This is a genomic window from Acidaminococcus hominis, from assembly GCF_900291475.1.
Classification (GTDB): domain Bacteria; phylum Bacillota; class Negativicutes; order Acidaminococcales; family Acidaminococcaceae; genus Acidaminococcus; species Acidaminococcus hominis.
Window position 1 is genome coordinate 122403 of the sequence record NZ_OLMM01000005.1, and the last position, 13060, is coordinate 135462.

Below are 13060 nucleotides of genomic sequence, written 5' to 3' on the forward strand. Positions count from 1 at the left end.
ATTATGCGGCCCTGCAAACGGCCGCTGCTTTTTTTGGAGGGGAACAAGCATGGATTCAAAAATGGATTTTACCCAGGGCAGCATCTTCTGGAAACTGGTGCATTTTATGGTGCCCATTCTGGGGTCCCTGATTCTGCAAGCGATGTACGGGGCTGTGGACCTTCTGGTGGTGGGCCGGTTTGGTACTACTGCCGGTCTGTCGGGGGTTTCCACCGGCAGCAACGTAATGAACCTGATCACCTTTATTGTGGCCGGGTTTTCCATGGGGGTTACCGTTCTGATCAGCCGGTACATTGGAGAAAAGGACCTTTCCCGGATTGGCAATGTGATGGGCGGGGCTGCTGCTGTGTTTACGGTGTGGGCCGTGGTGCTGATGGTCCTTTTGGTGGGGGGCGCGGATCAGATTGCGGCCCTGATGCAGGCACCGCCGGAAGCTTTTGCGGATACGGTACTGTACATCCGGATCTGCGGCGGGGGTATTTTCTTTATTGTGGCTTATAACGTACTCAGTGCTGTTTTTCGGGGACTGGGGGACAGCCGGTCGCCGCTGATTTTTGTGACCATTGCCTGTCTGGTGAATATCGTGGGGGATCTTGCCCTGGTGGCCGGGCTGGGGCTCAATGCTGCCGGGGCGGCCCTTGCCACGGTGCTGGCCCAGTTCATCAGTGTGCTGGCAGCCCTGTACATCGCCCATCTGAAGCATTGGCCCTACAAATTTAGCTGGAAATCAATCCACTTTAATAGTGAAGTACCTAATTTTTCAAGGATTGGTACGCCCATTGCTTTCCAGGAGCTGCTGACCCAGCTTTCCTTTATGGCCATTGTGGCCTTTATCAACCGGCTGGGACTGGAAGCCTCTTCCGGGTATGGGGTTGCCAACAAGCTGGTAGGGTTCATTATGCTGATTCCCGGAGCCCTGGAGCAGTCCATGTCTTCCTTTGTGGCCCAGAACGTGGGGGCTGGCAAGGAAGACCGGGCCAAACTGGCCATGAAAACGGGGATGGCGCTGGGCGCCGGAATTGGGGTCATTGTGGGTACTTTCGTGTTTTTCCGGGGGGATTTTTTGGCCAGCCTCTTTACGGAAGACCCCCGGGTGATTGCCCGGGCCTTTGAATATCTGAAGGGCTTTATGCCGGAAACGGTGGTAACGGCATTTCTATTCAGTTTCATCGGCTATTACAATGGCCACGAGAAAACGGCTTTTGTCATGTTCCAGGGGATTGCCCAGACCTGTCTGGTCCGGGTGCCGGTTTCCTATTTCATGAGTATCCGTCCCAATCCCAGCCTGACTCAGATTGGCCTGGCTGCGCCTTTGGCTACGGTTTTTGGGATTTTCATCAACCTGTGCTACTTTTGGAAGCATTTTGCCGGGGCCAAGGCGGAAAAGAACAAAAAAACCACGGCTGCTTTGCCCGAAAACTAAAGACTTTGCTGTATAATAAGGACAGCAGGAAGAAAGGAAGTGCTGTCCATGACGTCTCTTTGGGAACTCTTTAGGGTATTTGCCAAAATTGGCGGTGTCACCTTTGGGGGAGGCATGGCCATGCTGCCTATTTTGCAGACGGAAATCGTAGAAAAGCGCCATTGGGCTACGGAAGGCCAGCTGACGGATTATTATGCCGTAGGCCAGTGTACCCCGGGAATTATTGCAGTAAACGTGGCCACCTTTATCGGGACCGAGCGCCGGGGGAATATTGGCGGGATTGTGGCTACCCTGGGGGTAGTATTTCCGTCCCTGGTGATTATTACCTTGATTGCTTCTTTTCTTACCAATTTTTCGGAACTTTTGGTAGTGAAGGATGCTTTTGCGGGAATCCGAATCTGCGTCTGTGTTTTGATTTTTAACGCGGTTTTTAAGCTGGCGGGCTCTGCCCTGGTGGACAAGCTGACCGTGGCCCTGTTTCTCCTGGTCTTTTTCGTCAATTCCCTGACGGATTTATCTCCTGCTACGTTGGTGGTGGCGGCTGGTGTTATTGGACTTGTGGCTAAGAAAATTAAAGGAAAGCTATAAAACTGACTCATAAAAAAGAAAATTGTCGTTTTCTATTTCTTTTCTCTTTACAAATGGCGGCGGGCTTGCTAAAATATTTTGTATCTTATGCGGACATAGTTCATTGGTAGAATGAAAGCTTCCCAAGCTTTAGAGGGGGGTTCGATTCCCCTTGTCCGCTCCAACTTTGGAAGGCATTGCATTGGCAATGCCTTCTTTTTTGTTAGGAAAATAGCTGTGCAGGGGCAATTTTTATGATATAATATCTCTTCAAAGTTGTAAGTTTTTATACATAAATACCTTGAGCAAGACCATGTTGTACAGGAGGAAAAACCGTGGCGGAATACAATTTACTGCAGAAAAAGATTTTGGCGGATGGCATTATCAAAAGCGGGGATGTGCTGAAGGTGGATAGCTTTTTGAACCACCAGATTGACGTACCCTTTATCAGCAAGCTGGGGGAGCAGTTCTATGAGCTGTTCAAGAACCGCCCCATCAACAAAATTCTGACCATTGAAGCTTCGGGCATTGGCATTGCCTGCCTGACGGCTGTCCATTTTCGGGTGCCGGTGGTTTTTGCGAAAAAATCCGCAGGCAGCAACATGGATAAGGATGTCTACGCAACGGAAATCAAATCCTTTACCCATAACAAGGTAAACCACGTGGTTGTTTCCAAAAAATACCTGAACGCCGGGGATCATGTGCTGATTATCGACGACTTTCTTGCCAATGGCTGTGCGGTGGAAGGGCTCATCGACCTGGTGCACCAGGCTGGGGCCGAAGTGGAAGGCGTGGGGATTGCTATTGAAAAAGGCTTCCAAGGCGGCGGCGACGCCCTGCGGAAAAAAGGCTACGATGTAAAGAGCCTGGCCATTATTGAAAAGATGGATGCTGAAAGCGGCAGCATCGTATTTCGCTAAGGAGGAGCCAGAATCATGGCAGAAGAAAAAGGGGCTGCGGCCCAGGAGCTGAAAGATCCTATTTACGATTTTGAGGGAAACATTACGCTGAAAAAAGCGGTTCCTTTTGGTATGCAGCATGTGCTGGCCATGTTCGTTTCGAATATTGCTCCCATCTTGATTGTTACTGGGGTGGTGAAAATGCCGCCGGAGCAGGTAGGGGCCCTGGTACAGGCCGCCATGATCATGGCTGGTATTGGTTCCCTGCTTCAGATGTTCCCGATTGGCCCTTTGGGCAGCCGGCTGCCGGTGATTATGGGAATCAGTTTTACCTTTGTTTCCACTTTTTGCGTCATCGGGGCCAAATATGGCTACGGGGCTATTTTGGGAGCTGCCCTTGTGGGCGGTATTTTGGAAGGGTCCCTGGGGATGATTGCCCGCTGGTGGCGGCGCTTTATTCCGCCCATTGTTTCCGCCAGTGTGGTAACGGCTATCGGTTTTTCCCTTTTGGGCATTGGGGCCAACTCCTTTGGGGGCGGCTTCGGCAATCCCAATTTTGGGGATGCCAAATACCTGATTGTGGGGACCATTACCCTGTTATCCTGCCTGATTTTCAACATTAAGGCCAAATCCTTTATGAAGCAGCTGTCCGTACTGTTTGGCCTGGTGGTGGGCTACATTGCAGCTTACTTCTACGGCATGGTGGACCTGTCCCGAATTGCTACGGCCGGTCTGTTTTCCCTGCCCCATCCCATGCCCTACGCCCTGGAGTTCCACCCGGATGCCATTTTCTCTGTTTTCCTGATTTTCCTGGTTTCCGCCACGGAAACCCTGGGGGATACTTCCGCCCTGACGGTTATGGGCTTTGGCCGGAATGCTACGGATAAGGAAATTGAAGGGTCCATCGGCGTAGATGGCTATATCAGCAGCTTGTCCGCCCTGTTTGGCTGCCTGCCCATTACGTCCTTTAGCCAGAACGTAGGGCTGATCGCCATGACCCACGTGGTGAACCGGAAAGCTGTGGCCAGCGGTGCTGCCATCATGATTTTGGCCGGCCTGTTCCCGGCTTTGGGGGTTATCCTGGCTTCCCTGCCGGAAGCGGTGCTGGGGGGCTGCACCCTGATGATGTTCGGCTCCATTGTGGTCAGCGGCGTACGGATGCTGGGAGACTGCGGCTATAACCAGCGGAATATGATTATTGCGGCCCTGTCCCTGTCCATCGGCTTGGGCTTTACCCAAAACCCGGCCATCTTCCGGGTGTTCCCGGATCTGTTCAAGAGCGTGTTTGCGGAAAACTGCGTGGCTGTGGTTTTCGTAGTGGCCGCGCTGCTGAACTTCATCCTGCCGGATGATATGGAAATTCGCTAATTGCAGCTCAACGAAAAAAATGGTGGTGAGGAGTTCCTCGCCACCATTTTTTTGCAGTTTATTTGGTCTTTTGGTATTCAGCCAGCCGTTCCTTGAAGGTTTTCTTCTGGGTTGTGGTGCTGGTAGTTTTCTTTTTTTCTTCTGCCGCTTTCTTTTCCGCTTCTTTCTTGATTTCCGCGGCTGGCTTCTGGGCAGCATTCAGGTTGGCAGCCCAGGCTGCACCGTCATCTCCGTATTCCAGGCCCATAATCCGGCGGCCGCCAAAGTACAGGGCATTGTAATCCGCATAGGCGGTCAGGGTGGAGTTGGGTTCATCGTGGTAAACCCGGGCCAGGTTGCCGGCTACCAGATAGCCCCGTTCCAGGGCGCTCATGCTGCCGCCGGGCTTTACGGTGCCGATGGCCTTTTTGTTGACGCTGATGACCCCGGTCTTGCTGTCCACGTTGACTTTATTGCCGCTGTATTCATACATCCGTTCCGTATATTTGTCCCGTCGGGAAATATTCCCCGGGTGGTCGGAAGGATTGAAGACGGACCCCAGGAAGGTTTCTTTGCTGGTGCCCATTTTTTCGATAACCCGCTGCCACAGGGCACTGCCGCCGCCAGGGTTGTAGCCGGCTTCTACGGCGTAGGTAAAGCCCACTTCGTCGGCTTTCTTTTCCATAGGCATGGTCACCAGTTTGGCACTGCCCAGGTTAGCCAGCACCTGGGTGCCTACGGCCTGGAGCATATTGCTCTGGCTGCCGGCCACGGCGGCCAGCAGGCTGATGGGGAAGGTATTCTTGACGCCGTTGGCCGGGTCGTTGCGCTGGCCGTGGGTCAGTTCGTGCCCCAAGACGAAGGCCACTTCATCTTCGTTGTAGTTCAGGGTGGTAAACAGCCCGATATTGACGGACACATTGTGGCCCAGGGTGCAGTAGGCGTTAAAATTCTTGTTGTTGTTTACAAAATAGTGGTAGGGCTTTTTGGCCAGGGTGGGATCTTCTTTGGCGATGACGGCGGTAAGCCGGGTCATCACATCGTCCAGCATGGCGTTGGCTTCCGGGTCTTCGTTGACCCCTTCTTTTTCCTTTACGGCGGACATATACTTGTCACGGCCTTCTCCGTCCAGGTAGTTTACCTGTTTGTTCAGGGCAGCATATTGGGCGGAAACCCCAATCACTGCTCCAATGGCGTTGCCGATGCTGAAGGCTTCCGCCGGGGGAGCTGGGGGCAGGGTATATAGGGCCGAAGCCAGCAGGGTGCTGGACAGGGCAAGGGATAATTTTTTCGTCAGATTCTTTTTACGGGTAACCATAGGAACCTCCTTTACCTGATGCGGGCTAAGCCCGCTGCAGAAACTACAGGAATACCTTACTGGGTCTGGAGCCTGGGTCAAGGACCTGGGGCTCTGCCTGTCAAATGCCAGGGACAGCAGCCGAAAATTTCAGTTAATTTCCCGACTGGAGCGCCCTGCCGGGAAGCCTTTCCCGGAGCATGGCCAGGTGTTATCTTCATGATAATACAAAATCCCAAAATATGCTATAATTTATAGTGCTTAGTTGTATAATTTATTAACTGATTGAGGAGTCCTTATTACATGAAAAAGATATTGTTTCTGACCACCGGCGGTACCATTTCCTGTGAGGTGACCGATGACGGGCTGGAGCCCAAATTAAAGGGTGCCGATCTATTGAAGGCCGTACCAGAACTGCGTACCCTGGGGGATATTACGGTAAAAGACCTGACCCTGTTAGACAGCAGCAATCTGGAGCCCTCCAACTGGAGTGCCTGGGCCCGGCTTATTGGGGACAACTACAGTGATTACGATGCTTTTGTCATGACCCACGGTACGGATACCATGGCCTATACGGCCAGTGCCCTGAACTGGATGCTGATCCACCTGGGCAAGCCGGTGGTGCTTACCGGTTCCCAGATTCCCCTGAGCCTGACCAACAGCGATGCCCGCAGCAACCTGGAACTGGCCTTTTCGGTGGCCGCCAGCGGCCTGCCCGGGGTATTCATTGCCTTTGGCAACAAGGTAATCAAAGGGGAATGTGCCAAGAAAATCTTTACCCGGAATTTGAACGCTTTTGAAAGTGTCAATGAAGCGCCGGTACTGTATTTTGGCAAGGAAGGGGTCAAAAAGAACCTGCCCAGCCGGGAAAACTACGGCGGCTTCCGGGTGGAAGAAAAAGTGGAGCCCAAGGTAATGGCCATTACGGTTACCCCGGGCCTGGAGCCGGAAATCATCGATTATGCGGTAATGCGGGGCTACAAGGGCCTGGTGCTGGAATGCTACGGGGCCGGGGGTGTGGATACCAAACACCATAACCTGCTGCCGGCCATCCGCCGGGCGGTAAAACAGGGCGTGAAAATTGTCTGCGTCAGCCAGTGCCTGTTTGACGGGGTGGACCTGTCCCTGTATCCCATGGGGATTTTGGCCGCCCAGGCAGGGGTCAAATCCGGCGGTCCCATGACCCTGGAAGCAGCCGTGACCAAACTCATGTGGTCCCTGGCCAACCAGCCGGAAGAAGAGGAATAAGGCGCAAGGCTCCGGAAACAATCAGACGGGAAATAGGGAGGAATGCATATGGCAATGGATTATAAACAATTGGCGGCACAGTTTCTGGCTGCCTGGCAGCGGGAACGGAACCAGAAGATCAAGATCTGCCTGTTTGGGCAGCCCGGAGCCGGCAAAAGCTCCCTGATCAACGAACTGGCTGGCCAGAGAATTGCTGCTGTCAGCCAGGCTACCGATACTACCCGGACGGCGCAGGTGGTGGAATGCCAGGACGTGATTTATGTGGATCTGCCCGGCTATGATACCAGCCTGTTTCCGGAAAATGCCTATTTCAGCACCTTCAATCCCCTGCAATATGATTTGTTTCTCTGTGTCTTTGCTGGAAAGCTGAATCAGGCGGATGTGAATTTCTTTGGGAAGGTGGCCCGAACGGGCCGCACCTGCCTGTTTGTCCGGAACAAATGCGACGGTCTCTATGATCCCAAAGCCAGCCGGGAAGAGCTGGAACGGCGGATTACGGAAGATGTCCGCTCCCTGGTAGGGCCCCGGGAAAGGGTGGTCTTTACCAGCTGCCGGCGCAACAAGGGAGCTGCAGAACGGGGGATTCCCCGGCTGGAAGAAGCCATTGCAGAAATGCTGCCACTGGCCCAAAAGGAACGGTTCTGCCGCCATGCCAAGGCCTACACCCATGTGGCCCTGGATGTGAAAAAACGCATTGCCCAGGAGTCCATCCGAAAATTTATGGTGCTGGCGGCGGGCAATGGCCTGAACCCGGTAATCGGCATGGATGCGGCTATCGACAGCCAGATTCTGAAAGCCATGTACAAGACCATTCGGGATACCTTCAGCGTCAGCGAAAAGGAAGTACTGCCGGAAGGGCCCCAATCCCAGATCGTCAAGAAACTGGCGGAAGGGGTTACCGGCGAGCGGGTAACCAAGGGGCTGACCTATCTTTTGCGGAAAAAGGCTACCGGCAAGGCGGCCAAACTGATTCCTGTGGCCGGGGGTGCAGCTGTGATGGGCTTTAACGCCGGCAGTATGTACTACCTGGGCCAAAACTATATCGAACGGTGTTACGGCTATGCCCAGCAGCGGCTGGAAGCCGAAATCCAGATGGGGGACGCATGACCAAGGACGCAGAACGGATTCAAGAAAAAATTCAAAAACTGGACCGGGAAAATGTGACCATTGTGCTGTTTGGCCAGCCGGGAGCGGGGAAATCCAGCCTGATCAACGCCATTTGCGGCTACGAGGCGGCCCCGGTGGGGGTGGAAACGGATACTACCCGGGAGCCTCTTTTTGTGGAGCACGGGGATGTGACCTTTATCGACCTGCCGGGCTACGGTACGCCGGCTTTTCCCTGGCAGCATTTTTTGGAAGAGTTTCAGCCCTTCCAGTATGACCTGTTTTTGTGCGTGTTTTCGGACAAGCTCCACCAAAAGGATACGGAATTTTTCCGGCTGCTGGAGCAGCACAAGAAGCCCTGCATTTTTGTCCGGAATAAGGAAGACCTGATTTATGAGGATGGACGGACCCTGAAGGAAAGCGAAGCAACCATCCGGCAGGATACCGCCGCCCAGCTGGGACGGCAGGATTTTGACCTGGTTTTTGTTTCTTCCCGGTGGGATGATCCCCAGGGCCTGGAAGAACTGAACCGGCAAATTATCCGGAAAATGCCGGCAGCTCGGAGAGAAAAATACATTTTAGCAGCCGAGGCTAGAACTAAGGAGGCACTGGATGCCAAAAAGCAGGCGGCGGAATCCTATGTGCGCCGGAGCTGCACCTATGCGGCCTATAATGGCCTGAATCCCATTATTGGGGTGGATACGGCGGTGGACCTGGTGATTTTGTACCAGCTCTACGGCTGCCTAAGGGAAGCCTTTGGCATTACCCCGGAAATGGTCCATGCCAGCCGGCGTCTGTCCAAGCGGCACAAGGCCCTGATTCTGGGAGGTATGAGCAAGGAAGGCATCAAGATGATCATGAAGCTTTTGGGCAAGCGGTTTGCGGCCCGGAGTTTCCTGAAAGCGGTTCCGGTGGTGGGCCAGGCCGCTTCTGCCCTTTTGGGGTACCAGCTGGTGCGCCAATCTGGACTGGAATACATCGAGGCCTGCTACGAATTGGCCCAGGAGCGGCTTTTGGAGGAGCTCCACGCCAAAAGAAAATAGCAGTGGGGAGAAACCTGTCTCCCTGCTGCCCTATTGCCTAAAAGGAGTGAAGACCATGGAACTAACGGCTTCTTACGAAAAAATGCTGGAAAAGCTGAATGCGGAAATCTGGGATTTTGCCGAATTGAAATTCAACGAGGTGAAATCAGCAGCTGCCATGACGGAACTGTTGGAAAAGGAAGGCTTCCGGGTAACCCGGGGACTGGCCCATATGCCCACAGCCTATATGGCAGAATATGGCAGCGGCAAACCGGTGATTGCCATTTTGGCAGAATACGATGCCCTGTCCGGGCTTTCCCAGCAGGCGGGGGTCACCACAGAATGTGCCAGGGAAGGCACCAACAATGGCCATGGCTGCGGGCACTGCCTTTTGGGCACGGCGGCAGTAGGGGCCGGCCTTTTGCTGCGGGACTATCTGAAGGACAAGCCGGGAAAGGGGACGGTCCGGGTTTACGGCTGCCCTGCCGAAGAAGGGGGCAGCGGCAAAACCTATATGGCCCGGGAAGGGGTCTTTGACGACGTGGATGCGGCTCTCACCTGGCATCCGGGTACCCAAAATGAAATCATGACCGGGTCCAACCAGGCCAACATCCAGGCGGCTTTTACCTTTAAAGGACGGGCTGCCCACGCGGCTGGGGCTCCTCAAAACGGGCGCAGCGCCCTGGATGCTGTGGAACTTATGGACGTGGGGGTCAACTATATGCGGGAGCATATGGCGGATTATGACCGGGTCCACTACGCCATTTTGGATACCGGAGGGGTTTCTCCCAACGTGGTACAAGCCCATGCCCAGGTGCTGTACCTGATCCGCTCCAAAACCAATGAAGAAACCAAACGGCTGTATGACCGGGTAGTCAATATTGCCAAAGGGGCGGCTCTCATGACAGAAACGGAGCTGTCCGTGCGGTTTGACAAGGCTGTTTCCAACCTGGTGCCCAACACGGTGCTGGGAAAGGTCCTCTACGACGCCCTGGTGGCCGTAGGAGCCCCCAAACGGACGGAGGAGGAGAAAGCCTACCTGCGTTCGTTCCAAGCGCCTCTGGGGCAGGAACGGGTGCTGAAGGACCCGGGGATGGCACCCTACCCCGATGCCGAACACCGGGAAGCGCTGATTGCAGAAGATCCCTACGGGGAATTCATTATTCCCTACGTACCCACCAGCGCTACCCAGATGGGTTCTTCGGATACTGGGGACGTCAGTTATGTAACGCCCCTGGCCCAATTCATTACCGCCTGCTTTGCCATTGGCACCAGTGCCCACTCCTGGCAGTGGGTGGCCCAGGATAAGGGTAGCGTGGCCTTAAAGGGCTGCTTCTATGCGGCCAAGGTGCTGGCCCAGGGGGCGGAAACCCTGTTTACCCAGCCCCAGGTTTTGGCCGATGCCCAGGCGGAACTGAAAAAGCGCATGAAAGGGAAAAAATACGTATGCCCCATTCCGGGAGATGTGTGGCCCCGGGGCTACCAGGTGAAATAGGAGGCGGATTCATGTTTCGACCCATGCGGCGTTTTAAACAGCAGTTATCCCAAGAGGAGTGCCTGGCGGTGCTTCAAGGAGAAAAACGGGGGACCCTGGCTCTCTCCGGGGATGACGGCTATCCCTACGCGGTCCCCATCAACTATTATTACGACCCGGAAAGCGGCCACCTGTTTTTCCATGGGGCCAAGGAAGGGCACAAGCTGGATGCCCTTGCCCGCAGTGACAAGGTTTCCTTTGCGGTCCACGACCAGGGCGTGATTGAGGAAGGGGATTGGGCCTATACCCTGCATTCCGTCATTGTGTTCGGGCGGATGCACGTGGTAGAAGACCCGGAGCGCTTTGCCCAATATCTGTACAAGATTGGGGTCAAGTATTATCCCAATGCCCAGATGGTTACGGACCTGATTGGCCGGGCTGGCAGCCGGGTTACCATGCTGGAACTGGTGCCGGAGCATATGACCGGCAAACTGGTCCACGAAAAATAGGAGGCACGCAGCTGCGTACCTCCTAAGGAGAAAACTCTTATAGCTTAAAGTCGATGATGGCGCTGACCCCAACGCCTTCTACCCGGTTGATGTTGTCAATGGCGGTGGCGTCAATGGGAATCAGGGCCTTGATCCGGGAAATTCCCGCCAGGGAGCCTTCTAATTGGCCAACGGCCTTGACCCGGCTTACCTGGGCTTGGGGACCTACGACCTGGACGGCGCCTACGTAGCCGCCGTTGCCCAGGCTGATGATGGGCACCACTTTGGTGGCGTAGGTGGTATCCAGACCCTTTTGGAGGGTTAACTTGTTGATAAAGGTGTTGATTTCTTCACCGAAGCGGCTTACCAGGTAACTGATGCCGCCCAGCTTTAGTACGGAGCCCAGGTCAAAGGCCTGGGCAGGAAGGGAACGGGTTCCGGCGCCCAGCATAAAGGAAAGGGCAAGGGCTGCCACCCAGCGTTTTTTCATAGGAATACCTCCTTGTGATGGCTATTTCCCCCCATGGTACCATAGAGAAGGAAAATTTTTGTGACGTGCTCGGGGAAAATGACCGGAAAAACGAAAAAATGGGCGAAAACCCGTAAAAGTTGTGACATAATTCCAACTAGAATATTGACAGCCATAGGGTAACAGCTTATAATGATATGAGCTGTCAAACGATTTACTCATTATAGATCTTGGCAATACCTTGAAGGCAAGGGAGGGTTAGCATAATGAAGAGAACTTTTCAGCCGAACAATACTCGGAGAAAGAGAACTCACGGCTTCAGAGAAAGAATGAAGACTTTGGGTGGTAAACAAGTCTTAAAAAGAAGACGCGCAAAAGGCAGAAAGAGATTATCTGCATAACGTATAAGATGGGCCGCCTTTCGCGGCCTATTTTACTAATGAGGCAGGTGGCAGAAGCTTGGAACAGAAAGTTCCTGAAAGAAAGACGTTTACCCAGGCCAACCGGGTAAAATCCCATGAACGTTTTCAGGAGGTTTATGGAAAAGGCCGTTCGTATGTGGACAGTTACGGCGTTTTCTATGTACTGCCTTCAGATAACGGACAATGTCAATTGGGTACGGCAGTGGGCAAGCGGCTGGGACATGCGGTCCTGCGCAACCGTGTCAAACGGATGATGCGGGAAGTGTTCCGTCAGGAACAGGGCAAGCTCAAGCGGAAAGCCGCCATTGTGTGGGTTGCCCGACGCAGACTGGCCCACGCACCCTATGAAGTTTACAAAGATGTTTTTTATCGTCTGGCCAAGAAAGCTGGACTGTTATAACCCCGGAGAGACCTATGAAAACAATCGCAATCGCCCTGATTCGCTTTTATCAGGTGTGCATTTCGCCCTTATTTCCTCCCCGCTGCAGGTTTTATCCAACCTGTTCCCAGTATGCCCTGGAAGCGGTGGAAAAATATGGTTTTCTAAAAGGATCCTATCTGGCCGCGAAGAGAATACTGAAATGTCATCCCTTCCATGAGGGTGGGTATGATCCTGTACCATAAACAGCAGGAAGAAGAGGAGAGATACTTTGCAGATTTTAAGTTCATTTGTACAACAAGTCGTAGGCTACATTTACGAACTGACTCGTTTCATTGGTGAGCCCAGCTACGGTCTGGCCATCATCATCATGACAATTTTGATCAAATTGCTGTTGTCCCCGCTGACGGCGAAGCAGATTGCTTCTACCAAGGCCATGAGCCGGATCCAGCCCAAAATGAAGGAGCTGCAGGCCCGCTACAAGGACGACAAGGTCACCTTGAACCAAAAGCTTTCCGAGCTTTATAAAAAAGAGGGTGTCAACCCTCTGGCAGGCTGTCTGCCGCTGATTGTGCAGATGCCCATTATGATCGGTATCTTCTACGGCATCCGGGATTTCCAGTATGCCGGCCCCAGCAGCTTTTTGTGGATGAGCAGCATTGCTGATCCGGATCCCCTGTACATCCTGCCGATTTTGTCTGCACTGACAACCTTCATCCAATCCAAACAAACCATGCCGCCTTCTGATAATCCTCAAGGCAAAATCATGCTGTACTTCATGCCGCTGTTCATTGGCTATATCAGCTTGAAGTTCCCTGCAGGGCTGGTTCTGTACTGGGTAGTGATGAACATCATGCAGATCGGCCAGCAGTTCCTGCTGGACAGAAAGAAATAAATACAGTCTGAAGCACGGCTGTAAGG

Annotated in this window: 15 protein-coding genes and 1 tRNA gene; 14 read left to right on the top strand and 2 right to left on the bottom strand. The window is 53.5% G+C overall.

Annotated elements, in window-relative coordinates; translation table 11 throughout:
* The first annotated feature begins 49 nt into the window (after window positions 1–49).
* The 5 genes from C7E10_RS06980 to C7E10_RS07000 all read left to right on the top strand — a co-directional run bounded on the left by C7E10_RS06980 (window position 50) and on the right by C7E10_RS07000 (window position 4257).
* Entirely contained in the window at window positions 50–1423 is a 1374-nt protein-coding gene (locus C7E10_RS06980) for an MATE family efflux transporter (protein ID WP_105326618.1), read from the top strand.
* Window positions 1424–1471: 48 nt separating this feature from the next.
* A complete protein-coding gene (locus C7E10_RS06985; protein WP_105326619.1) occupies window positions 1472–2011 on the top strand; it encodes a chromate transporter in 540 nt (179 codons plus the stop codon).
* Window positions 2012–2100: 89 nt separating this feature from the next.
* A tRNA-Gly gene (locus tag C7E10_RS06990) sits at window positions 2101–2174 on the top strand.
* Window positions 2175–2325: 151 nt separating this feature from the next.
* A complete protein-coding gene (locus tag C7E10_RS06995) occupies window positions 2326–2910 on the top strand; it encodes a xanthine phosphoribosyltransferase (protein ID WP_105326620.1) in 585 nt (194 codons plus the stop codon).
* Window positions 2911–2925: 15 nt separating this feature from the next.
* The gene (locus C7E10_RS07000) at window positions 2926–4257 is read left to right on the top strand and encodes a uracil-xanthine permease family protein (protein ID WP_105326621.1); all 1332 of its coding nucleotides are present in this window, start codon (window positions 2926–2928) and stop codon (window positions 4255–4257) included.
* A 58-nt stretch (window positions 4258–4315) separates the two neighbouring features.
* Here C7E10_RS07000 and C7E10_RS07005 read toward each other — a convergent pair whose 3' ends face one another.
* Entirely contained in the window at window positions 4316–5554 is a 1239-nt protein-coding gene (locus C7E10_RS07005; protein ID WP_105326622.1) for a M48 family metallopeptidase, read from the bottom strand.
* A gap of 282 nt (window positions 5555–5836) precedes the next feature.
* Between C7E10_RS07005 and C7E10_RS07010 the strand changes: the two genes are divergently transcribed.
* The 5 genes from C7E10_RS07010 to C7E10_RS07030 are packed head-to-tail and all read left to right on the top strand — an operon-like array spanning window position 5837 to window position 10890.
* Complete coding sequence (locus C7E10_RS07010; protein ID WP_105326623.1) at window positions 5837–6781, top strand: asparaginase; 945 nt, start codon at window positions 5837–5839, stop codon at window positions 6779–6781.
* A gap of 48 nt (window positions 6782–6829) precedes the next feature.
* Complete coding sequence (locus C7E10_RS07015) at window positions 6830–7888, top strand: GTPase domain-containing protein (RefSeq protein WP_105326624.1); 1059 nt, start codon at window positions 6830–6832, stop codon at window positions 7886–7888.
* Entirely contained in the window at window positions 7885–8928 is a 1044-nt protein-coding gene (locus C7E10_RS07020; protein WP_105326625.1) for a GTPase, read from the top strand. The genes C7E10_RS07015 and C7E10_RS07020 overlap by 4 nt, the downstream gene beginning before the upstream one ends.
* A 55-nt stretch (window positions 8929–8983) precedes the next feature.
* Window positions 8984–10402 carry an amidohydrolase gene (locus C7E10_RS07025; protein WP_105326626.1) on the top strand — a complete coding sequence of 473 codons (1419 nt, stop codon included), beginning with the start codon at window positions 8984–8986 and terminating at the stop codon, window positions 10400–10402.
* Window positions 10403–10413: 11 nt separating this feature from the next.
* Window positions 10414–10890: a pyridoxamine 5'-phosphate oxidase family protein gene (locus C7E10_RS07030; protein WP_105326627.1), complete on the top strand. Its 477-nt coding sequence runs from the start codon at window positions 10414–10416 to the stop codon at window positions 10888–10890.
* Between the two features lie 37 nt (window positions 10891–10927).
* Here C7E10_RS07030 and C7E10_RS07035 read toward each other — a convergent pair whose 3' ends face one another.
* Window positions 10928–11359 carry a hypothetical protein gene (locus C7E10_RS07035; protein ID WP_105326628.1) on the bottom strand — a complete coding sequence of 144 codons (432 nt, stop codon included), beginning with the start codon at window positions 11357–11359 and terminating at the stop codon, window positions 10928–10930.
* Between the two features lie 245 nt (window positions 11360–11604).
* Between C7E10_RS07035 and rpmH the strand changes: the two genes are divergently transcribed.
* Genes rpmH through C7E10_RS07055 form a run of 4 tightly spaced genes read left to right on the top strand, consistent with a single transcriptional unit; the run spans window position 11605 to window position 13034 of the window.
* Window positions 11605–11739 carry a 50S ribosomal protein L34 gene (rpmH, locus tag C7E10_RS07040; protein WP_009014998.1) on the top strand — a complete coding sequence of 45 codons (135 nt, stop codon included), beginning with the start codon at window positions 11605–11607 and terminating at the stop codon, window positions 11737–11739.
* A 58-nt stretch (window positions 11740–11797) separates the two neighbouring features.
* A complete protein-coding gene (gene rnpA, locus C7E10_RS07045) occupies window positions 11798–12160 on the top strand; it encodes a ribonuclease P protein component (protein WP_105326629.1) in 363 nt (120 codons plus the stop codon).
* A gap of 14 nt (window positions 12161–12174) precedes the next feature.
* Complete coding sequence (gene yidD, locus C7E10_RS07050; RefSeq protein WP_105326630.1) at window positions 12175–12384, top strand: membrane protein insertion efficiency factor YidD; 210 nt, start codon at window positions 12175–12177, stop codon at window positions 12382–12384.
* A 26-nt stretch (window positions 12385–12410) separates the two neighbouring features.
* The gene (locus C7E10_RS07055) at window positions 12411–13034 is read left to right on the top strand and encodes a YidC/Oxa1 family membrane protein insertase (RefSeq protein WP_105326631.1); all 624 of its coding nucleotides are present in this window, start codon (window positions 12411–12413) and stop codon (window positions 13032–13034) included.
* Window positions 13035–13060: the final 26 nt, after the last annotated feature.

Coding starts and splice junctions, on each gene's coding strand:
- C7E10_RS07005 (WP_105326622.1), bottom strand. CDS start 5,554: ATGGTTACCCGTAAAAAGAATCTGACGAAAAAATTATCCCTTGCCCTG.
- rpmH (WP_009014998.1), top strand. CDS start 11,605: ATGAAGAGAACTTTTCAGCCGAACAATACTCGGAGAAAGAGAACTCAC.
- C7E10_RS07025 (WP_105326626.1), top strand. CDS start 8,984: ATGGAACTAACGGCTTCTTACGAAAAAATGCTGGAAAAGCTGAATGCG.
- C7E10_RS07000 (WP_105326621.1), top strand. CDS start 2,926: ATGGCAGAAGAAAAAGGGGCTGCGGCCCAGGAGCTGAAAGATCCTATT.
- C7E10_RS07010 (WP_105326623.1), top strand. CDS start 5,837: ATGAAAAAGATATTGTTTCTGACCACCGGCGGTACCATTTCCTGTGAG.
- C7E10_RS06980 (WP_105326618.1), top strand. CDS start 50: ATGGATTCAAAAATGGATTTTACCCAGGGCAGCATCTTCTGGAAACTG.
- C7E10_RS07030 (WP_105326627.1), top strand. CDS start 10,414: ATGTTTCGACCCATGCGGCGTTTTAAACAGCAGTTATCCCAAGAGGAG.
- C7E10_RS07035 (WP_105326628.1), bottom strand. CDS start 11,359: ATGAAAAAACGCTGGGTGGCAGCCCTTGCCCTTTCCTTTATGCTGGGC.
- C7E10_RS07020 (WP_105326625.1), top strand. CDS start 7,885: ATGACCAAGGACGCAGAACGGATTCAAGAAAAAATTCAAAAACTGGAC.
- C7E10_RS07015 (WP_105326624.1), top strand. CDS start 6,830: ATGGCAATGGATTATAAACAATTGGCGGCACAGTTTCTGGCTGCCTGG.
- C7E10_RS06985 (WP_105326619.1), top strand. CDS start 1,472: ATGACGTCTCTTTGGGAACTCTTTAGGGTATTTGCCAAAATTGGCGGT.
- yidD (WP_105326630.1), top strand. CDS start 12,175: ATGAAAACAATCGCAATCGCCCTGATTCGCTTTTATCAGGTGTGCATT.